This is a genomic window from Comamonas humi (assembly GCF_054782535.1).
Genome location: NZ_BAAGSH010000018.1, coordinates 411,584 through 430,727, shown reverse-complemented (window position 1 = coordinate 430,727; position 19,144 = coordinate 411,584). Strand labels below are relative to the sequence as shown.

Sequence of the window (19,144 nt, the reverse complement as noted above, 5' to 3'; positions counted from 1 at the left end):
GACCCGAAATGTCCGAAGCCACCCACCCCATCCTGTGCGAGCGCACCGGCGCCGTCGGCGTGCTGACCATCAACCGCCCGAAGACGCTGAATGCGCTCGACATTCCCACGCTGCTGGCGCTGGAGTCCGCGTTGGGCGAGCTGGAGCGCGACGCGGGCGTGCGCGCCATCGTCATCACCGGCGCCGGCGACAAGGCCTTCGTGGCCGGCGGCGACATCGCCGACCTCGACAGCCGCCAGGGCCTGGCGCACTACCAGGAGTTCGCCGAGGTGATCCACCGCGTGTTCCGCCGCTTCGAGCTGTGCGACAAGCCCACGGTGGGCGCCATCAACGGCTGGGCCCTGGGCGGCGGCACCGAGCTGCTGCTGACGCTCGACATCCGCCTGGTGGCGCAGGAGGCGAAGCTGGGCCTGCCCGAGATCAACCTCGGCCTGTTTCCCGGCGCGGGCGGCTCGCAGCGCCTGATCCGCCAGGTGCCGCTGTGCCGCGCCAAGGAGCTGATGTTCACCGGCGGCCAGATCACCGCCGCCGAGGCGGTCGACCTGGGCCTGTGCAACCGCGCCGTGCCGCGCGAGCAGCTCATGGGCGAGGCCATGGCGCTGGCGCAGCAGATCGCGCAGAAGTCGCCGCTGACGCTGAAGCTGCTCAAGCGCACGCTGCGCGACGGCGCCGAGATGCCGCTGGGTGCCGCATTGGCGCACGAGCAGGCCATGATCGGCCTGGTGCTGGACAGCCGCGACGCGCACGAGGGCTGCGGCGCCTTCCTCGCCAAGCGCGCGGCCCAGTTCAGCGGGAAATAAGCCATGCGCCGCGAACTCTTGGTGCCCAAGCTCGGATTGACCATGTCCGAGGGCGTGCTGGTGGAATGGATGGTGCGGCCGGGCGAAACCTTCCGGGTGGAGCAGGGCCTGTTCGTGATCGAGTCGGAGAAGGCCGCGAACGAGATCGGCGCCGAGGCCGATGGCGTGCTGCTGGAGACCACGGCCGAGGCCGGGGCGACCTTGCCCTGCGGCGCGGTGATCGGCTACTGGGACGATGGCCGGGAGGGCGGGCCGCCCGCCGGCGGTCCGGCACAAGCGCTTGCAACGGCCGCCACACCCGCCACACCTGCCTCCACGGCGCGCGTGCCGGTGACGCCGCTGGCCCGGCGGCTGGCGGCGCAGCGCGGCATCGATCTATCGCAGTTGGCGGGCTCGGGGCCGCGCGGCCGCATCCGGGCGCGCGACCTGCCCGAGGCCCAGGCCCCTGCCATGGCTGCCGCTGCATGCCCGCAGCCCGAATCGCAGGCCGGCGATCTGCGCCCGCCCACGGCGCTGGAGCAGACCGTGGCCCGGCGGCTGACCGAGGCCAAGCAGCAGGTGCCGCATTTCTACCTGGCGGTGGAGGCCGAGGTCAGCCAGCTGCTGGAGCTGCGTGCGCGGCTGAATGCCGCGCAGGAGGGCCAGGCATTCACGCTCAACCATTTCCTGCTTGCGGCGGTGGGGCGGGCGCTGGCCGAGATGCCGCAGCTCAACCGTGTCTGGACCGATGCGGGCATACGCTCGTTCGCGCACAGCGACGTCGGCATGGCGGTGGATACCGAGCGCGGCCTGCTGGTGCCGGTGCTGCGCAACGTGGGGGCGCAACCGCTGGCGGCCACCGCCCGGGCCGCGCGCGATGCGGCCGAGCGGGCCAAGGCCGGCCGGCTGACCGCGGCCGAGATGGCCGGTGGCGCGATCACCGTGTCCAACGCCGGCATGCACGGCGTGACCTACATGAGCTCCATCATCAACCCCGGCCAGGCCATGATCCTGGGCGTGGGCGCGGTACGCGAAGTCTTTCGGCCCGGCAAGAAGGGCAAGCCCCGGCTGCGCCGGGAGATGGGCCTGGTGCTGTCGGCGGACCACCGCGTGCTGGATGGCGTGTCGGCGCTGGGGCTGCTCAAGCGCATCACCGGCCTGCTCGAAAACCCCCTGGCCTTGCTGGTGGCGTGATGGCAAAGCAGGCCAAGACTTTCGACGTGATCGTCATCGGCGGCGGCCCCGGCGGCTATGTGGCAGCGCTGCGCTGCGCGCAACTCGGCCAGCGCGTGGCCCTGGTCGAGCGCGAGCACCTGGGCGGCATCTGCCTGAACTGGGGCTGCATCCCCACCAAGGCCCTGCTGCATGCGGCCGACACGCTGCGGCGCATTGCACACGCCGGCGAACTGGGCATCGAGGTGGCCCAGCCACAGGTGGACTTTGCAAAGCTGGTTGCGCGCTCGCGCCAGGTGGCGCAGCGGCTGGGCGGCGGCGTTGCGCACCTGCTGAAGAAGGCCAAGGTGCCGGTGTTTATGGGCGCGGCCCGCCTGGAACCATTGGCGGATGGCATGCGCCAGCTGCGCGTCACAGCTGCCGATGGCGGCAGCCAGGTGCTGCAGGCCAAGGATGTGATCCTGGCCATCGGCGCCCGTGCCCGCGAGCTGCCCGGCCTGCCGTTCGATGGCGAACGGGTGTGGAGCTACCACGACGCGCTGGTGGCCAAGGCGGCGCCGCGGTCCTTGCTGGTGATCGGCGCCGGCGCCATCGGCATGGAGTTCGCATCGTTCTATGCGGCCATGGGTACCGAAGTGACCGTGGTGGAGGCGCAATCCCAGCTGCTGCCGAGCAGCGATGCCGATGTGGCGGCCTTTGTGCGGCAGGCCGTCGCCAAGGATGGGATTCACTTGCACACGGGTGCAGCTGTGTCCGGCGCCCAGCTCGTCCAGGATGGCGTGGCCGTGCAACTGCAGACCGCCCAGGGCGAAGCAGGCGTGCAGGCCGAGCGTGTGCTCGTGGCCATCGGCCTTATCGGCAACACCGAAGGACTGGGGCTGGAGGGCACGCGCGTGCAGGTCGAGCGTGGCCAGATCGCTGTCGACGGCTGGGGCACCACGGCCGAGCCTGGCATCCATGCGGTCGGTGACGTGACCGGCGCGCCCATGCTGGCGCACCGGGCCAGCCACCAGGGCCTGCTGTGCGCCGAACGCATCGCCGGCCTGCACGCGGGCGAGGCACCGCCGGTGCTGACCGTGCCTGCCTGCGTCTACAGCCACCCGCCGAGCGCCAGCGTGGGCCTGACCGAGGCGCAGGCCCGGGCCACGGGCCGGCGGCTCAAGGTCGGCAGCTTTCCGCTGGAGGCCAACGGCAAGGCCATCGCCATCGGCGAGGCGAGCGGCTTCGCCAAGACCATCTTTGACGCGCAGACCGGCGAGCTGCTGGGCGCGCACCTGGTGGGCGCCGAGGCCACGGAGCTGATCCACGGCTTCACGCTGGCGCGCACGCTCGAGGCCACCGAGGCCGAGCTGATCGAAACCATCTTTCCCCATCCCACGCTGTCCGAGGCGATGCACGAATCGGTGCTGGCAGCCTGGGGACGCCCGCTGCACATCTGACGGGCATGCAAGAGGAGGCAATCCATGGCAACTGACCCGTTTTCCATCCGCCGCCGCACCTGCCTGGAACTGGCCCTGGCCGGCTGCCTGCCGGGCCTGGCTGCGGCGCAGGAACGCTGGCCCGAGCGGCCGCTGCAGCTGATCGCGCCCATCGCGGCCGGCGGCCTGACCGATGCGCTGGCGCGCATGTTGGCCAGCGGCCTGTCCACCCGGCTGGGCCAGCAGGTGGTGGTCGACAACCGGCCCGGCGGCGGAGGGACGATCGGCATGTCCGCGGCGGCCCGTTCGCCAGCCGACGGCTACCACCTGGTGCTGGTGTACCAGGGCGTGGCCAGCGTCAATCCGGTGCTGTACCCCAAGCTGCCGTACGACACGCTGCGCGACTTCGCCCCGGTGGCGCAGGTGGCTAGCTTCCCGCTGGCCCTGGTGGCCAGTTCGCGCGTGCAGGCCACGGACCTGCAGGCCTTCATGGCGCTGGCGCGCAGCAGGCCGGGCCAGCTGAGCTATGCCTCGGCCGGCAACGCCACCACGGCGCACCTGACGATGGAGCTGTTCAAGCGCCGCACCGGCCTGCAGCTCGCGCACATCCCCTACAAGGGCGAGGCGCCGGCGCTCAACGACCTGATCGGCGGCCAGGTGGACGTGGCGTTCAGCTCGCTGGGCTCGGTGCTGCCCCACCTGCACAACGACCGGCTGAGGCTGCTGGGCGTCACCTCCGCACAGCGCACGCCGCTGGCGCCTGGGCTGCCGACCATTGCGGAAGCGGGCGTGGCCGGCTTCCAGTCGCTGGGCTGGTACGCGGTGCTGGCGCCCGCCGGCACGCCCGCCGCAGCGATCGAGCGGCTGAACCGGGAGCTGCTGGCCGTCCTGGCCGAGCCCGAGATGCGCACGCGCCTGGCGGCCCAGGCCATCGTGCCCGGCGGTTCCAGCCCCGAGGCGCTGCGCCAGTGGATCACCGAGGACACCGGGCGCTGGCGCAAGGTGATCGCCGATGCCGGCATCAAGGCGGACTGAGATGCAGGCATTGCAACAGGCCCTGCAGGGCATCAAGGTACTGGATTTCAGCCAGGGCATCGCCGCGCCGCACGGCGCCTGCCTGATGGCGGAGATGGGCGCCGACGTGGTCAAGATCGAGCCACCCTCCGGCGACTGGCTGCGTGGGCTGGGCGTGAAGCGCAACGGCTCCAGCGTGCTCTACGGCACCTTCAACCGCGGCAAGCGCGGGCTGGCGCTGGACCTCAAGCAGCCCGAGGCGCTGGAGGCGGCGCGCCGCCTGATCGCCGACGCGGACGTGATGATCGAGAGCAACCGCCCCGGCGTCATGCAGCGCCTGGGCCTGGACTACGAGCGCGTGCGCCGCATCCAGCCCCGCATTGTCTACGCCTCGGTCACCGGCTTCGGGCGCACCGGGCCCTATGCCGACCGGCCGGCCACCGATGCGGCGGTGCAGGCCTTCAGCGGGCTGTCGTTCGCCGCCAACGACATGGTGCAGCCGATCCGGGTGCGGATCTCGCTGGTGGACGTGGTGACCGGCATCTACCTGAGCCAGGCAGTGCTGGCCGCCCTGGTGCAGCGTGGCCGCACTGGTGAAGGCCAGCATGTGGACCTGTCGCTGATGCACTGCATTGCGGCCGTGCAGGGCTACAAGTTCGCCGAGCACCAGGCGAGCGGCGGCACCATCGCCCGCGAGCTGTTCGCCGCCATTGGCATCTACCGCTGCGCCGATGGCTACATCGCGCTGAGCGCGATGCGCGACCAGCAGGTGATCGACCTGATGAGGCTGATCGGGCAGGAGGCGCTGCTGCAACAGCCGGGCTTTGGCAGCCCGCAGGCCCGCTTCGAGAACCAGGACAGGCTGCGCACGGTGATCGCCGCCGCGCTGGCCGAGCAGCCGGTGGCCCACTGGCTGCCGCTGCTGCATGCGGCCGACCTGATCGCGCAGCAGGTGCAGGACTACGACAGCTTCCGCGCCCATCCGCAGACCCAGGCCCAGGGCATCTTCGCCGACACCGACCTGGGTCAGGTCGGCCGCCTGCCGGCGGTGCGCATGCCGGGGCTGCTGCAGGGCGCCACCAGTGCGCCGGCACCGTCCATCGGCGAACACACGCGGGCCGTGCTGCGCGAGGCGGGCCTGGACGCGGTGGCCTGCGAGCGCCTGCTGTCCCTGGGTGCTGCGGTGCAGGGAGGCTGACATGGACTGGCAGACCCTCCGCTGTGAACGGCATGGCGGCGTGGCCCTGGTCACGCTCGACCGCCCCGGGGCCCGCAATGCGCTGGACGAAACCATGCGCCGCGAGCTGCCGCAGCTGTTGCAACAGCTGCGCGAGGACGAGGCGGTGCGGGCCGTGGTGCTGCAGGGCGCGGGCGACCATTTCTGTGCCGGCGGCGACCTGCGCGCCATGAGCGCCAAGCCGCGCACGGCCTGCCAGTCGCGCCAGCGCATCCACGCGCTGCACGAATGGCTGCCGGCCTGGGCCAATCTGGAAAAGCCGGTGATCGCCGCGGTCGACGGCTCGGCTTTCGGAGGCGGCTTCAGCCTGGCGCTGCTGTCCGACTTCGTGCTGGCCACGCCGCGAGCGCGCTTCTGCCAGGTGTTCGCACGCATCGGCCTGGTGCCGGACATGGCGGCCATGTACCTGCTGCCGCGCATCGTGGGGCTGCAGCGCGCCAAGGAGCTGATGTTCAGCGCGCGCGTGCTGCCGGCGGCCGAGGCACAGGCTTTGGGCATCGTCTATGCGCTGCACGAGCCCGGGGACTTGCTGGCCGAGGCGCTCGCGCTGGCACAGCGCTTCACCGAGGCCTCGCCGCTGGCGATAGGCCTGACCAAGAACATCCTGAACCAGAGCTTTCAGCTGGATCAGCGCGCCATGGCCGAGCTGGAGAGCTACGCCCAGGGCCTGTGCATGGACAGCGACTACCACCGCGACGCCGTGCGTCGCTTTCTCGCCCGCGAGCCCCTGGCATTCCCCGGGCTGGACGCGGCAGCCCCAAACACTTCCCAAGGAGACCCCGCATGATGCGTTCATTTTTCGCCCTGGCCCTGTGCGGCCTGATGGGCATGGCTGCGGCCCAGGCCGCCGATGACCTGCCGCCGGCGGGCAAGATCGTGAAGATCATCGTGCCGTTCTCGCCGGGTGGCACCTCCGACATCCTGGGCCGCAAGCTGGCGCAGGACCTGGCTGCGCGCATCGATCGCACGGTAATTGTCGAGAACCGCGCCGGGGCCGGCGGTTCTGTGGGCACCGAGGCCGCGGTGCGCGGTGATGCCGACGGCAGCACGGTCCTGCTGCATAGCGGCGCCATTGCGGTGGACCCTGCGCTCAAGCCCCGGCTGTCCTACGACGTGCAGCGCGACCTGGCCGCGGTGACCACGGCTGTCGCCGGGCCGTTTGCAGTGCTGGTGAACAACGAGCTGCCGGTCAAGACCATGGCCGAGCTGATCGCCTATGCGAAGGCCAGGCCAGGCAAGCTCAACTACGGCACGCCCGGTATCGGCAGTTCCATCCACCTGACGACCGAGTACCTGAAGTCCGCGGCCGGCATGGACGTGGTGCATGTGCCGTTCAAGGGCGCGAGCCTGGCGCTGACCGCGGCGATGGCCGGCGATGTGCAGTTGATCCTCGACCCGCTTGCCACCGCCCGCAAGTACGCCGAGTCCGGCAAGCTGCGCGCCCTGGCGCTCACTACCGGCGCGCGCAGCAGCCTGTGGCCCGAGATGGGCACGGTGGCCGAGGCCGGGGTGAAGGGATTCGATGCCTCGGTCTGGTATGGCGTGTTCGTGCCCGCCAAAACGCCGCGGCCGGTGGTCGAGCGGCTGAACCGTGAGTTCGTCGCCATCCTGAGAGCCCCTGCAATGGCCGCCTGGCTGCGCGAGCAGGGCCTGGAGCCGATTGCCGATACGCCCGCCGCCGCGCGCCAGCGCCTGGACGGCGAGATAGCGAACTGGAGAAAAGTGATCCAGGCCAACCACATCACGGCGGACTAGCCGCCACCAAGGAGCATTGCATGGACTTTCGACTGAACGACGAGCAGCGCATGATGGTCGATACGGCACGCCAGATCGGCGAGCGCTTCGGCCTGGAGTACTGGCGCGACCTCGACGCCCGCAAGCAGTTTCCCACCGACTACTGGAAGGCGGTATGCGAGGCCGGCCTCTGCGGCGTGGCCTTGCCCGAGGAGCAGGGCGGCAGTGGCCTGGGCATGATGGAGATGTCGCTGATCGTGGAGGCGCTGGCGGCCACCGGTGGCGGCTCCACGGTGGGGCAGCTGTTCATGATCAACCCGATCTTCGGCGGCGTGTCGATCTCGCGTTTTGGCAGTGAGCGCATGAAGCGCGAGGTCCTGCCCGGCATCATCAATGGCGAGATCAATTGCTGCATGGCGCTGACCGAACCGGACGCCGGCACCAATACGCTGGAGATCAAGACCTTTGCCTCCGCAGATGGCGAAGGCTGGCGCCTGAGCGGCCGCAAGATCTGGATCACCGGTGTGGCCTCGGCGCAGAAGATGCTGGTGATCGCCCGCACCAGGAAGCTGGCCGAATCCCGCTCGCGCACCGACGGCCTGAGCATGTTCATGATCGACGTGCAGCGCGAGGGGCTGACGCACACCCCCATCGACAAGCTGGGCACCTGCACGCTGGATTCGAGCAGCGTGTTCTTCGACAACGTGCGCGTCGAAGCCGACGAGCTGATCGGCACGCTGCACGGCGGCTGGCGTGAGCTGCTCGACGTGCTCAACACCGAGCGCATGGTGACCACGGCCGGTCTGGTAGGGGCGGGCGAGCTGGCCATCAAGCTGGCCGTGCAGTACGCCAATGACCGCAAGGTGTTCGGCGAACGGGCCATCAGCAGCTACCAGGGCCTGCAGTTTCCGCTGGCGCAGTGCCATGTGGAGATCGAATCGGCCCGCCTGCTCAACCACAAGGCCGCCACCAATTTCGATGCCGAGCTGCCCTACAGCAACGAGGCCAACGCGGCCAAGCTGATCGCCGCGCAGGCCGTGGCCCGCGCGACCGAGCGCGCCATGCAGACCATGGGTGGCATGGGCTACGCCAAGGAATACCACGTCGAGCGTCTGTGGCGCGATGCGCGCCTGTTCCGCTTTGCGCCGGTGTCCGAGGAGATGCTGCTCAATTATGTGGCGATGCACGAGCTGGGCATGCCTCGGTCGTACTAGGCGCTTCACGCAGCCATTCAGCGAAGGAAGGAGACGAACATGTCCATCACTGCCAGTGTGGCCTGGTGGGCTCGCACCGAGCCCACGCGCGACGCGCTCATCTACCAGGGGCAGCGCATTTCGTTCGGCGGGTTGCAGGCGCGCGTGGAGCAGGCTGCCGGCCTGATGGCCGGCCGTGGCATAGGCCCGGGCGACGTGGTGGCCCTGCTGATGAAGAACAGCGCGGCCTTCCTGGAACTCGCGCTGGCCGTCACCCACGCGGGCGGCGTGCTGCTGCCCATCAACTACCGGCTGGGCGCCGAGGAGGTGGACTACATCCTCGACCATGCGGGTGTGAAGCTGCTGTTTGCCGATGCGGAGTTCGAGGCCGCGGCAGGCAAGCGTGTGCCTGCCATCCTGCTGGGCGACGCGGCGCAGCGCGATAGCCGTGCGCTCGGCGAACACGCGGGCATTGCCCCGCTGTGCGCACCGGTCCACCGGCGGCCCGATGATCTCTACCGGCTGATGTATACCTCGGGCACGACGGACCGGCCCAAGGGCGTGATGCACAGCTTCGGCAACATGGCCTGGAAGTGCATGGACCATGTGGCCGCGCTGGGCCTGTCGGGCCAGGAGCGCCTGCTGGTCGTGGGGCCGCTGTACCACGTGGGCGCCTTCGACCTGCCCGGTGTGGCGGTATGGCAGATGGGCGGCCTGCTTGCGGTGGAGCGCGATTTCGACGCCGAGGCGACGCTGGCATTGATAGCGCGCGAACGCATCACCGGCGGCTGGATGGCACCGGTGATGCTGAACCGCTGCCTGGCGCTGCCCGAGCGCGGGCGCTTCGACCTGTCCAGCCTGCGCTGGCTCATAGGCGGCGGCGAGCGCACGCCGGAAGAGCGTATCCGCGAGTTTGGCTCGCTGTTTCCGCGGGCGAGGTATATCGATGCCTATGGCCTGACCGAATCCTGCTCGGGCGACACCATGATGGAGGCCGGCCGCGAGATCGAAAAGATCGGTTCCACAGGCAGGGCGCTGGCCCATGTCGAGGTCGCGATCCTCGACGATGCGGGCCAGCCTCTGGCGGCAGGCCAGAACGGGGAGATCTGCCTGCGTGGACCGAAGGTCAGCCAGGGCTATTGGCATGATCCGGCCAAAACCCGGGCCTGCTTCGTCGATGGCTGGTTCCGCACAGGTGACGTGGGGCACCTTGATGCGGAGGGCTTCCTGTTCCTGACCGACCGCAAGAAGGACATGATCATCAGCGGCGGCGAGAACATCGCCTCATCCGAGGTCGAGCGCGTGCTGTACCAGCTGCCGCAGGTGGCCGAGGCTGCGGTGATCGGGCTTCCCGACCCTCGCTGGGGTGAGTGCGTGACCGCGGTGGTGGTGCTGTGCGAGGGCGCCAGCCTGAGCCAGGAGCAGCTGCGGGAGCATTGCACCGGCAAGCTGGGTGGATTCAAGATGCCAAGGCGCCTGATCGTTGCGCAGGCCTTGCCCCGCAATCCCTCGGGCAAGGTGCTCAAGCGCCAACTGCGGGAGCAGTATGCGCTGCCTGGCTGATCCCGGTGCCTCCATGCCTTCGGAGGCGTGAGCCGTTGGTGCAAGCCTTCGGGGCCTTTATTGGTTGATCTCGGGCTCCACGAGCCCGGCGAGCTTGCGCAGGGATTCCTGCCACCCTAGATAGCAGGCCTCGGTCGGTATCACATCGGGCACGCCCTGCTGTTCGATGTTCACCTCGGTGCCGACCGACACGGCCCGCAGATCCACCGTGACCTTCATCTCGCCCGGCAGGTTGGGGTCATCGAAGCTATCGGTGTAGACAAGGCGCTTGCCGGGAACAAGCTCCAGATAAGTGCCGCCAAAGGAATGGCTGTGGCCGGTCGTGAAATTGCGGAACGACATCCTGTGCTTGCCCCCCACCTTCGCGTCCAGTTCGTGGACGGTGCAGGTGAAGCCATAGGGCGGAAGCCAGCTGGCAATCGCATCCGCTTCGACGAAGGCGCGATAGAGCTTCTCGGGCTTGGCGGGGATGACGCGATGCAGGCGGATCGTATTGGGCATGGCTTTCTCCTTGCGAGGGGGCATGGGCTGGGCTCGACCTTCCCGGCGGGAAGCCCGGCTGCCCATGATGCCACGCATGAAAGCCGGAGGTGCTGGGCTTGGCGTCTATGCGGCGCGGCCCATCATCCGATAGACAGGGCCGGATCGATGTGATACCTATGGGGTGTAGACGAGCGGCTTTGGCAGAGGCGGCCATGGGAGCGACATGCAGCCCCATATCGTGGCTGCTTTGCCAGCCGGAGCTGGTTCATCAGAGGCAAGGAAGAGTACATGGCCAACCAATATGTTGCCTGGGTCAATACCCAGACCCGCCTGGCATTCTGCAACCCGATCGGCCTGCTGGGGTGCGCTGTCGGCAACCGGGTCGATGAATCGGTGGCGGTCGCCATTGGCGATCTTGATGCTATCGAGCGGGTGGTCCATGCCATCAATGCAACCGGCCCGCCCCAGCCGCTGTTGGAAGACCTGCTGCAGGATCCATCAGGCGATGCCTAGCCGGGCGGCTAGGGCAGGAAGCGAAGGCCGGTGCGGTTCACGAACTCCGCATAGCTGATGGGTGGCGTCACGCGGGTGTCTGCTGCGTTTCGCTGCCAGTACACCCAGGATTTTTCGGTAGCCGAGTCGTAGACGAGCTTGAAGATGGCCTCCGGCACGCGCACCTGGCCGCCGCCGACCGTCCGGTACGGGCTGCGGAACACCGGCCCCGTGATGACATACACGTCGCCGCGGATGCGCCTGATGTAGCTCCGCGTATCTTTCTCGATCTGCTGCCAGGCTTCGCCGTTGTGCGTAGCGTCCTGTGGCACGATGTTGGCCAGGCTGAACGTCTGGGCCTTGCCCTGCGGTGTGGACATATCGCCCGCCGGTGCCATGTGCCCGCGGCTGAAGCCGGAGCGCCGGTAGTCTTCGAGCTGGGCACGCTCCCGGAAAGGCAGGCGTGCCTCCGGGTAGAAGTCGTCCTTGCGCTTGAGGTTGCGGCCGGCCTTGAGCATGCGGGCATTGAGCCGCTGCACGACATAGATCGGCGTCTTCGTTTCCCCGGAGTGGAGCACCGCGAACTCATCGAAGCAAAGTTCGCGCAGCGCGCCGAACTCGGAAACGGTGGGCGGCTTGGCAGGAAAGAATCGGGGGCAATCAGCGAAGCCCGCCGCAGAAACAGAGAAGGAAAGCGCGGCTGCACTGGCCGCGAGAACAGGCTTGAACATGCGGCTATTGTCGTTGCGATTCGGCCCTCCGCCGCCCAGGTGCCTCAGCCTCTGCGCTGTTCAGCAGCAGCTTTCTGCTGCAGGTCAGTTGGCCATCTCCAGGCAGGTCTTGGCGCAGCGGCGGCATTCCTCCGCGCATTGCTTGCAGTGCTCGTGGACATGCTTGCCGCACTCGTTGGCACAGGCCAGGCAGATTTCGCTGCATATCCGGCAGAGGTGCTTGGCCATCTCGCTGTTGCGGGCCATGGCGGCGGCCGCCAGCTGGCACATCGCGGCGCAGTCGATGTCCAGCGAGATGCAGCGGGCCAGCATCTTCACGTCGTCCTCCAGCAGGCAGGCGGACAAGCAGGCATTGCACGAGGCCGCACAGGCGTCGCAGGCCTCGATGCAGGTCTGGTAAGGGTAGGTCGGGTTCATGGAGTGCTCCAGTGCTGAGGTGGTTGGAGCAATTCATTTCAACGCCGTGGCGCGCCGCCAGGTGTAGGTCGTCGGGCCCATTGCCTGTCGGCCCGATCAGGTGGGCGGGCGCACTGCTGAGAGTGTGCCTGCGTCCACCTCGGTCAAGTTCAGGGAAAGGTAAAGCCTGCAGTCAGCGTAGCGCCCGGCGTCAGCGTCGGCAGTGCTGCCTGCTTGTCCGGATAGCCTGCCAGGCGGGCCTGGGCGATGTACTTGCCTGCGGCGGCTGCGTCGGCGGTGAAGACCAGCGGTGCCGGAGCCACGGCATAGGGCGCGACCAGCGGAGCTGCCGTGGGCAGTGTGAACAGGTAACTGCTCGTCACGGCGTCCACGCTGCGCGCCGCCACTTCCACGCTGCCGGCCTGGGTGGTGGGCTGCAGGGCGCGCACCAGCGTATCCACCGGGGCCGAGCCTTGCACGGTGCCGGTGGGCGAAGGCGGCAGCGGCACGGGCGCGGCGGCGGAGCCGAGCGCGGTCACCACGTCGGTCGTCACCGGCACCTGGGTAACCACGGCCGTGGTGCGGCCCAGCGCCGTCATGACGAGGGTGTACGAGCCGGGCGCCACAGGCTGTAGCAGGTAGCGGCCGGAAGCGTCCGGCACGGTGGCGCGAACCACCTCGCCGTTTTGCTGCAGTGTGACGGTGGCGGTCGCGCCGGCATCCACATAGCCTTGCACGCCGGAGATATAGCGGGGAATGACCGACAACACTGGCTTGAGCAGGTACTGGCCGGACTGGCCCGCCGTTACCACGGACTTGCAGGCATCGAAGTCCAGCACGAAGTCCGCCATCTTGCCGGCGGCGATGTCGATGCCGATGTTCGCCTTCACCCCCGACTGCTGGCCGCTGGGGGTCTTGAGCGCCACTTCGGCCTTGCCGCTGGGCACCACGGAGTTCGCCATCGGCTGCGCCGTGCCATTCGTGGCCAGCACCAGGCGCATCTGCGTGTACTTGCCGGGGGACAGGGGCCACTGGCCCAGTTCCAGCAGCACGCCGTTGGTGAGCGTCAGCAGATCCACGCGGCGCGAGGGCGACAGCACGAATTCGGACCAACCCGCATCGTTGTCGCCGGCAGTGCTGCTCTGGTGGACCCGGATCTTTTCGACGGTGACATTCACCGCGTCATAGCCGCAACTGGGCGCGTCCGTCAGCGCCAGCCGCAGCGTGCCGGTCCCGCTGGATCCGCCATCGCCGCCGCCGCCACAGGCGGCAAGCACCAGCAAGCTGGAAGTCCCCACTGCATGACGCAGGGGGCGGGGAAAATGGGAAAGCGCGTTCATCAGGGATGGCATGGCGGACCTCTTTATGTATTGGTGTGGGTGACCGCCGGCGGTACGCTCCAAGACCCAGCAGGCGGGGCGCCATTCTGTGCGCGGCGGGCCAAATAAAGGCCATCCATCCGTGACGAATGTTTCTCTATGTATCTTTCGTTTGCTGCTTGTCATTCAGGAACAAGCACTTTGTGTAGGTGCCTGTGTATGGCGGTTGCGAATGAGTGAAGTCGGTTACGTGGAGCCCCTTGGAAGGGCAAGTGGCGCGATAGACTCCGGCGAAACCCACGAGAGAAATAGAACCATGCAAAAACTCATTGGCCTGGCGGTCCTGGTCTCGATTTTGGCGGGATGCGCCGTATACACGCCCGTGGCGGTCGAGCCTCGCAAGGGCGGACGCGGCAACGACTTCTGCCCGCCGGGACAGGCGAAAAAAGGCAACTGCTGACGCCAAGGGCTGGCCTTCCCGCATCGGCCGTTTCCGCAAGCTGGAAGCTCCCATGGCTTCCCCATGTCCATGCCGTGAGCATTGCCGTGCCGCGGCTGTTTTGCGTTCAGCGCCCATGCGTGCCAGACACCTGGCTGCCATGCAGGCAATTACCCTTGCCTGAAACAGAGCGCAGTCCATATATGGGATGCTCTTGGAAAATAGAGCTAATAGCGAAGGCTTATTCTCCCGCCTCTCATGGTGGTTATTCGGTCGGCTCTCATATTTAATCACATTTCCATTTCTCGTATTGACGCTGAAATGGCGAGGCCTAGAATAAATGGCGTTCTCGGGTCGCAGCGACTGCTGTTTGTCGACCTGTTTTCCATGCCTCGGTGCGCCCAGGAACTGGCGTCTATTCACTCTTCTTGGGAGAATGCTATGAAACAGTCATGGATATTGGCTGCGGCATTGGTATGCGGGGTCGGGCAGGCCTATGCCGGGCCCCACTTCGTGGATGCCGATGCGTCGGTGAACTCCAACGGGATGCTGTCCGTCAGCTTCGACGAGGCGGGGCTGGGGAACGCCTCGGTGCTGGAAAGCCTGAGCGCCGATACGGAGGCCGTGTATGCCTGCATCAACGGCGGCGGGAAGCACCCCAAGGCCTCCAACAAGACCGCGGTCTCGGGCGAGGTGCTGGCGGATGTTCCCTTCAATGTGACCAAGAACGGCCGGGTCAGAGGCAGCATTCAGGCCGGCCCGCCGAGCGAGGGTGATCTGACCTGCCCGGGCGGCCAGGAACTGATGCTGGCCTGTGTGAAATATGTGAATGTTTTGCTGACGGATACCACCAATAATATTTCCATTGTGCCCGATGGCACTTTTTCACGCTCTTTCTTGGCTATTCCGGATTACTGCCCCAATTAAATGATTCACTGAGGAAAAGTGGTATGGAGGGTGAAGTGGCGGTTGAAGGGAAAAGGTCGATTGGTTGAATTTGTTTTTATGCTTTTGGGTATCCATGCAAGGGTTTGGTTCTGAAAAAGGCCAAGCCCTTTTTCATATGGATTTGATGATCAATAAACGTGTAAGCGGACTGTTTTCGCAAGAATCATGGCTTGAGCCCCGGGCCATCCAGCCGCATCTCCGACAGCACCCGCTTGGCATTCGCGGCGCAATCCATGTCCTGCGGCTTGGCCTCGATCTGTTGGACCAGCGCCAGCAGGTGCGCCTTGCTGCGCGCCAGCTCGGCCTGCAGTGCCTCGATGTCCTGCACCTTGCGGCGCAGCGTGTCGATCAGCGAGACATGCTCCCAGTTCGCCAGGTTGCCTGGCAGCAGCGTGCGCAGTTCGTCGAGGCTGAAGCCTGCCTGCTGCGCGGCCACGATCAGCTGCAGCGCCAGCACGGTATCCGCCGGATAGCTGCGGTAGCCGTTGGCCTCGCGGCGAACGGTCTTCAGCAGGCCGATGCGCTCATAGAAGCGGATGCGTGACGGGGCTAGGCCGGTGCGCTGGGCAAGTTCTCCGATTTTCATGTCCGCGTTCCTCCGGGTTCGGTGGCAGTTTGACATTGAACCTGGCTTCAAGGTTAAGGTGCCCGCAGATTTTCACCCGGAGTACCTTACATGCACCTTTTCTCACCCCTCACGCTGCCCAATGGCGCCGTCATTCCCAATCGCATCGCCAAGGCGGCCATGGAGGAAGACATGGCGGACGAGCGCCATGCGCCCTCGGCCCGGTTGCTGCGCCTCTACCAGGCCTGGGCCGATGGCGGGGCAGGACTGATCCTGACCGGCAACGTGATGGTCGACCCTCGGGCCGTGACCGGGCCGGGCTGCGTGGTGCTGGAGGACGAACGGCACCTCGACCGCTTCGCGGCCTGGGCCGCGGCCGGGCGCTCGGGCAGGGCGCAGATGTGGATGCAGATCAACCACCCCGGGCGCCAGATGCCCGCGGGCCTGGGCGCGCAGACCCTGGCGCCGTCGGCGGTGGGCCTGGTCCTGGGCGCGCAGTCCAGGCAGTTTGCGGTGCCGCGAGAGATGACCGAGGCGGACATCGCCGACGTCCAGCGCCGGTTCGTGGCCACGGCCGTGCTGGCCGAGCGGGCAGGCTTCACCGGCGTGGAGATCCATGCCGCGCACGGCTACCTGCTCAGCCAGTTCCTTTCGCCGTTGGCGAACCGGCGGCAGGACCGCTGGGGCGGCAGCCTGGAGAATCGCGCTCGCCTGCTGCTGGACATCGTGCGCGGCGTGCGCGCAGTGGTTGAGCCAGGCTTTGCAGTGGCCGTCAAGCTCAATTCGGCCGATTTCCAGCGCGGCGGATTCTCGCCCGACGAGGCGCGCACGGTGGTCGAAATGCTGGCGCCGCTGGGCGTGGACCTGGTCGAACTCTCGGGCGGCAGCTACGAGGCGCCGGCGATGATGGGTGCGGCCCGCGACCAGCGCACCCTGGCGCGCGAGGCCTACTTCCTCGAATTTGCCCAGGGCATTGCCGCCGTGGCCTCGATGCCGCTCATGGTGACGGGCGGCATCCGTCGGCGCGAGGTGGCCCAGCAGGTGCTCGACAGCGGCGTGGCAATGGCCGGCATCGCCACCGCGCTGGCCATCGAGCCGGGCCTGCCGCGCCAATGGCAGCTCGGAGCAGCGCCGGCACCCATGCTCCGGCCCATTGCTTGGCGCAACAAGCCGCTGGCCGCCATGGCGCATATGGCCGCCGTGCGCTACCAGCTCGCCCGCATGAGCCGCCAGCGGCAGCCAAAGCCACGGGTGTCACCGCTGTGGGCGCTGATCGTTTCGCAGGCGCACGCCAGGTGCCGTGCCCGCGGCTACCGCCGCTGGATCATGGCCCAGGGCGCTTAAGCAGGGTGGCTCCACGGGTGGGCGGGTTGCGCCATAGCCTGCGCAATGCTGTCGCCGTGGTTTCTTAATCGATATTAATAATGATTCGCATTTGTCAACATACAATCGCCGCCTGACTTTAGCCAGCGTGCGGACGGTGATTGCCATCGGTCCGAGGCCAGCCACGTCCTGTCATTCAAAAAATTCCATATAACGAGGACCACATGGTTGGAACATACAGGCCGCTGGTGGCGGCTTTGGGCATGGCGTTTGCCGGCAGCGCCGTGGCGCAGCAGGGCGCAGAGGCCACGCTGGACACCCTGCAGGTGACGGGCAATCGCAATCTGGAGCCCAGCTACAACCCGCCCACGGCCACCAGCGCCACCAAGGTGGATGCGCCGCTGCGCGACATTCCGCAGACCGTGAACGTGGTGCCACAGAGCCTGCTGCGCGACCAGGCGGCGCAATCGATGGAAGATGTGCTGAAGGCGGTGCCCGGCATCGGCCTGTCGCACGGCGACGGCCAGCGCGACCAGGTCACGATCCGTGGCTTCTCGGCCATTGCCGACCAGTTTGTCGATGGGCTGCGCGACGATGCGCTGTACTTCCGCGACCTCTCCAACATCGAGCAAGTCGAGGTCGTGAAAGGGCCAGCGTCGGTGCTGTATGGGCGCGGCTCGTCGGGCGGGCTGATCAACCGCATCACCAAGAAGCCGGGCATCGATCTCAACGAAGTCGGCGTGGTCGTGGGGAACTGGAAGCGCCGCGGCGAATTCGACATCGCCCGCGCGCCCCAGGACAGCATCGTCTCCTACCGCCTCACCGGCGCCATCGAGCGCTCCGACAGCTACCGCGACCAGCAGTTCCTCGACCGCAATGCGCTGGCCGCCTCGGTGCTGATCAAGCCCAGCGCGGACACGAATGTGCTGCTGCAGGCCGACTACCTGAAGGACAGCCGCCTCACCGATTTCGGCGTGCCCGCGTTCCAGGGCCGGCCGGTCAACGTGCCGCCCGGCACCTACTACGGCGCGGCCAATGCGCGCGATGTGGACGTGAGCCGCGCCGAGGTCTCGTCGCTGGGCATGACGCTGAACCACCGCTTCAACGACAGCCTCTCGCTGCGCAATGCCTTCCGCTACTACGACTACTCGCTGGACCGCAACAACACGCTGGTCGGTTCGGTCAACGAGAAGGCAATGACCGCATCGCTCACGCACGGCAACGTGATGCGCGACGAGGACGGCTTCTTCAACCAGACCGAGCTGAGCCAGAAGCTCAGCCTGGGCGGCATGCAGCACCAGATGCTCTACGGCTTCGAGTTCGGCCGGCAGAACAAGGACCTGCTGTCGTACAGCCGCGCCAATGTGGCGACGGTGTCGCTGCTCGACCCGGTGCTGCCCACGCTGCCGTTGCTGGTCGGCGGCACGCCCGCGGCCGACAACCACAGCGTCTTCAAGGTGACCAGCCTGTATGTGCAGGACCTGGTCACGCTGTCGCCGCACTGGAAGGCCCTGGCCGGCGTGCGCTACGACCGCTTCGAGCAGGAGACCCACGAGCGCCAGCCGGGCAAGCCCGACCTGGGCCGCACCGACACCGCCTGGAGCCCCCGCGTCGGCCTGGTCTACCAGCCGTCGGCGAACTGGTCGTACTACGCGTCGTTCAGCAAGTCCTTCCAGCCTTCGGGCGAGACCTTCGCGCTCGCGGCCAACAACGCGCAGATGGCGCCCGAGGAGACCACCAGCCGCGAGGTCGGCGTCAAGTGGGACCTGCTCGATGGCCAGGCTTCGGCCACGGCCTCGCTGTTCCAGCTCGAGCGCACCAACATCAAGAGCGTCAACCCCGTCACCAACACCCTGGTGCCGCTGGGCGTGCAGCGCACCCAGGGCCTGGAGCTGACCTTCACCGGCCAGCTGCCGCAGGGCTGGCAGGTCTGGTCGGGCTATGCCTTCCTCGACACGGAGATGACCTCGTCGCCCGCCGTGGACGCAGGCCAGCCCGTGCAGGGCAAGCGCGCCACGCTCACGCCCCGGCACAGCGCCAACCTGTGGGTCACCAAGGCCCTGGGCAATGGCTTCGGCGTGGGCGGCGGCATCAACTACGTGGGCGACCGCTTCGCCAACCCCGGCAACACCGTCACGCTGCCGGGCTACACCACGGTGGACGCCATGGCCTACTACCGCATGAACGGCGTGGACCTGCAGCTCGCCTTCAAGAACCTGTTCGACCGCCGCTACATCGTCGCCGGCCACGGCAGCAGCGCCAACCTGAACCTGCCGGGCGCGCCGCGCTCGGTGCAGCTCACCGCGCGCTACCGCTTCTGAACGGGCAAGGAATGAC

19 protein-coding genes are annotated in these 19,144 nt (G+C 67.5%); 14 read left to right on the top strand and 5 right to left on the bottom strand.

Going from position 1 to position 19,144, the window contains the following annotated elements; genetic code table 11:
* Window positions 1–8: 8 nt before the first annotated feature.
* Genes ACYVKR_RS20085 through ACYVKR_RS20045 form a run of 9 tightly spaced genes read left to right on the top strand, consistent with a single transcriptional unit; the run spans window position 9 to window position 10,111 of the window.
* A complete protein-coding gene (locus ACYVKR_RS20085) occupies window positions 9–800 on the top strand; it encodes an enoyl-CoA hydratase/isomerase family protein (protein WP_460482729.1) in 792 nt (263 codons plus the stop codon).
* A gap of 3 nt (window positions 801–803) precedes the next feature.
* A complete protein-coding gene (locus tag ACYVKR_RS20080) occupies window positions 804–1,973 on the top strand; it encodes a dihydrolipoamide acetyltransferase family protein (RefSeq protein ID WP_460482728.1) in 1,170 nt (389 codons plus the stop codon).
* Window positions 1,973–3,391 (top strand): dihydrolipoyl dehydrogenase, encoded by a 1,419-nt coding sequence (gene lpdA / locus ACYVKR_RS20075; RefSeq protein WP_460482727.1) that lies wholly within the window; start codon window positions 1,973–1,975, stop codon window positions 3,389–3,391. Before ACYVKR_RS20080 ends, lpdA begins: the two co-directional genes overlap by 1 nt.
* Before the next feature lie 24 nt (window positions 3,392–3,415).
* A complete protein-coding gene (locus ACYVKR_RS20070; protein ID WP_460482726.1) occupies window positions 3,416–4,405 on the top strand; it encodes a Bug family tripartite tricarboxylate transporter substrate binding protein in 990 nt (329 codons plus the stop codon).
* Between the two features lies 1 nt (window position 4,406).
* Window positions 4,407–5,582 carry a CaiB/BaiF CoA transferase family protein gene (locus ACYVKR_RS20065; RefSeq protein WP_460482725.1) on the top strand — a complete coding sequence of 392 codons (1,176 nt, stop codon included), beginning with the start codon at window positions 4,407–4,409 and terminating at the stop codon, window positions 5,580–5,582.
* Between the two features lies 1 nt (window position 5,583).
* Window positions 5,584–6,408, top strand: a complete 825-nt coding sequence (locus ACYVKR_RS20060) for an enoyl-CoA hydratase/isomerase family protein (RefSeq protein WP_460482724.1) — start codon at window positions 5,584–5,586, stop codon at window positions 6,406–6,408.
* Window positions 6,405–7,376, top strand: a complete 972-nt coding sequence (locus ACYVKR_RS20055) for a tripartite tricarboxylate transporter substrate binding protein (protein ID WP_460482723.1) — start codon at window positions 6,405–6,407, stop codon at window positions 7,374–7,376. Before ACYVKR_RS20060 ends, ACYVKR_RS20055 begins: the two co-directional genes overlap by 4 nt.
* Before the next feature lie 20 nt (window positions 7,377–7,396).
* A complete protein-coding gene (locus ACYVKR_RS20050) occupies window positions 7,397–8,569 on the top strand; it encodes an acyl-CoA dehydrogenase family protein (protein ID WP_460482722.1) in 1,173 nt (390 codons plus the stop codon).
* A 39-nt stretch (window positions 8,570–8,608) separates the two neighbouring features.
* Entirely contained in the window at window positions 8,609–10,111 is a 1,503-nt protein-coding gene (locus ACYVKR_RS20045) for an AMP-binding protein (protein WP_460482721.1), read from the top strand.
* Between the two features lie 57 nt (window positions 10,112–10,168).
* On the opposite strand, the gene ACYVKR_RS20040 is transcribed toward ACYVKR_RS20045, so the two are convergent.
* A complete protein-coding gene (locus ACYVKR_RS20040) occupies window positions 10,169–10,612 on the bottom strand; it encodes an SRPBCC family protein (RefSeq protein WP_460482720.1) in 444 nt (147 codons plus the stop codon).
* A gap of 270 nt (window positions 10,613–10,882) precedes the next feature.
* Here ACYVKR_RS20040 and ACYVKR_RS20035 point away from each other — a divergent pair, with 270 nt between their 5' ends.
* Window positions 10,883–11,107, top strand: coding sequence for a hypothetical protein (locus tag ACYVKR_RS20035; RefSeq protein WP_460482719.1), 225 nt, complete (start codon window positions 10,883–10,885; stop codon window positions 11,105–11,107).
* A gap of 8 nt (window positions 11,108–11,115) precedes the next feature.
* Here the strand turns inward: ACYVKR_RS20035 and ACYVKR_RS20030 are convergent, their stop codons facing one another.
* The 3 genes from ACYVKR_RS20030 to ACYVKR_RS20020 form a co-directional block, all read right to left on the bottom strand.
* Window positions 11,116–11,817 (bottom strand): DNA/RNA non-specific endonuclease, encoded by a 702-nt coding sequence (locus tag ACYVKR_RS20030; protein ID WP_460482718.1) that lies wholly within the window; start codon window positions 11,815–11,817, stop codon window positions 11,116–11,118.
* Between the two features lie 84 nt (window positions 11,818–11,901).
* Window positions 11,902–12,234, bottom strand: coding sequence for a four-helix bundle copper-binding protein (locus ACYVKR_RS20025; RefSeq protein WP_460482717.1), 333 nt, complete (start codon window positions 12,232–12,234; stop codon window positions 11,902–11,904).
* A 149-nt stretch (window positions 12,235–12,383) separates the two neighbouring features.
* On the bottom strand, window positions 12,384–13,490 hold the full coding sequence (locus tag ACYVKR_RS20020) for a DUF4382 domain-containing protein (protein ID WP_460482764.1): 1,107 nt from the start codon (window positions 13,488–13,490) through the stop codon (window positions 12,384–12,386).
* Window positions 13,491–13,848: 358 nt separating this feature from the next.
* Between ACYVKR_RS20020 and ACYVKR_RS20015 the strand changes: the two genes are divergently transcribed.
* Both ACYVKR_RS20015 and ACYVKR_RS20010 read left to right on the top strand, forming a co-directional pair.
* On the top strand, window positions 13,849–13,992 hold the full coding sequence (locus ACYVKR_RS20015; RefSeq protein WP_460482716.1) for a hypothetical protein: 144 nt from the start codon (window positions 13,849–13,851) through the stop codon (window positions 13,990–13,992).
* A 420-nt stretch (window positions 13,993–14,412) separates the two neighbouring features.
* A complete protein-coding gene (locus ACYVKR_RS20010; protein ID WP_460482715.1) occupies window positions 14,413–14,898 on the top strand; it encodes a hypothetical protein in 486 nt (161 codons plus the stop codon).
* A gap of 184 nt (window positions 14,899–15,082) precedes the next feature.
* On the opposite strand, the gene ACYVKR_RS20005 is transcribed toward ACYVKR_RS20010, so the two are convergent.
* Entirely contained in the window at window positions 15,083–15,505 is a 423-nt protein-coding gene (locus tag ACYVKR_RS20005; RefSeq protein WP_460482714.1) for a MerR family transcriptional regulator, read from the bottom strand.
* A gap of 90 nt (window positions 15,506–15,595) precedes the next feature.
* On the opposite strand from ACYVKR_RS20005, the gene ACYVKR_RS20000 reads away from it, so the two are divergent.
* Complete coding sequence (locus ACYVKR_RS20000) at window positions 15,596–16,828, top strand: NADH:flavin oxidoreductase/NADH oxidase family protein (RefSeq protein WP_460482713.1); 1,233 nt, start codon at window positions 15,596–15,598, stop codon at window positions 16,826–16,828.
* Between the two features lie 203 nt (window positions 16,829–17,031).
* A complete protein-coding gene (locus ACYVKR_RS19995; RefSeq protein WP_460482712.1) occupies window positions 17,032–19,128 on the top strand; it encodes a TonB-dependent receptor in 2,097 nt (698 codons plus the stop codon).
* Window positions 19,129–19,144: the final 16 nt, after the last annotated feature.

What these genes read in the sequence shown, in the direction of transcription:
- ACYVKR_RS20085 (WP_460482729.1), top strand. Translation starts at nt 9, where the DNA reads ATGTCCGAAGCCACCCACCCCATCCTGTGCGAGCGCACCGGCGCCGTC.
- ACYVKR_RS20080 (WP_460482728.1), top strand. Translation starts at nt 804, where the DNA reads ATGCGCCGCGAACTCTTGGTGCCCAAGCTCGGATTGACCATGTCCGAG.
- lpdA (WP_460482727.1), top strand. Translation starts at nt 1,973, where the DNA reads ATGGCAAAGCAGGCCAAGACTTTCGACGTGATCGTCATCGGCGGCGGC.
- ACYVKR_RS20070 (WP_460482726.1), top strand. Translation starts at nt 3,416, where the DNA reads ATGGCAACTGACCCGTTTTCCATCCGCCGCCGCACCTGCCTGGAACTG.
- ACYVKR_RS20065 (WP_460482725.1), top strand. Translation starts at nt 4,407, where the DNA reads ATGCAGGCATTGCAACAGGCCCTGCAGGGCATCAAGGTACTGGATTTC.
- ACYVKR_RS20060 (WP_460482724.1), top strand. Translation starts at nt 5,584, where the DNA reads ATGGACTGGCAGACCCTCCGCTGTGAACGGCATGGCGGCGTGGCCCTG.
- ACYVKR_RS20055 (WP_460482723.1), top strand. Translation starts at nt 6,405, where the DNA reads ATGATGCGTTCATTTTTCGCCCTGGCCCTGTGCGGCCTGATGGGCATG.
- ACYVKR_RS20050 (WP_460482722.1), top strand. Translation starts at nt 7,397, where the DNA reads ATGGACTTTCGACTGAACGACGAGCAGCGCATGATGGTCGATACGGCA.
- ACYVKR_RS20045 (WP_460482721.1), top strand. Translation starts at nt 8,609, where the DNA reads ATGTCCATCACTGCCAGTGTGGCCTGGTGGGCTCGCACCGAGCCCACG.
- ACYVKR_RS20040 (WP_460482720.1), bottom strand. Translation starts at nt 10,612, where the DNA reads ATGCCCAATACGATCCGCCTGCATCGCGTCATCCCCGCCAAGCCCGAG.
- ACYVKR_RS20035 (WP_460482719.1), top strand. Translation starts at nt 10,883, where the DNA reads ATGGCCAACCAATATGTTGCCTGGGTCAATACCCAGACCCGCCTGGCA.
- ACYVKR_RS20030 (WP_460482718.1), bottom strand. Translation starts at nt 11,817, where the DNA reads ATGTTCAAGCCTGTTCTCGCGGCCAGTGCAGCCGCGCTTTCCTTCTCT.
- ACYVKR_RS20025 (WP_460482717.1), bottom strand. Translation starts at nt 12,234, where the DNA reads ATGAACCCGACCTACCCTTACCAGACCTGCATCGAGGCCTGCGACGCC.
- ACYVKR_RS20015 (WP_460482716.1), top strand. Translation starts at nt 13,849, where the DNA reads ATGCAAAAACTCATTGGCCTGGCGGTCCTGGTCTCGATTTTGGCGGGA.
- ACYVKR_RS20010 (WP_460482715.1), top strand. Translation starts at nt 14,413, where the DNA reads ATGAAACAGTCATGGATATTGGCTGCGGCATTGGTATGCGGGGTCGGG.
- ACYVKR_RS20005 (WP_460482714.1), bottom strand. Translation starts at nt 15,505, where the DNA reads ATGAAAATCGGAGAACTTGCCCAGCGCACCGGCCTAGCCCCGTCACGC.
- ACYVKR_RS20000 (WP_460482713.1), top strand. Translation starts at nt 15,596, where the DNA reads ATGCACCTTTTCTCACCCCTCACGCTGCCCAATGGCGCCGTCATTCCC.
- ACYVKR_RS19995 (WP_460482712.1), top strand. Translation starts at nt 17,032, where the DNA reads ATGGTTGGAACATACAGGCCGCTGGTGGCGGCTTTGGGCATGGCGTTT.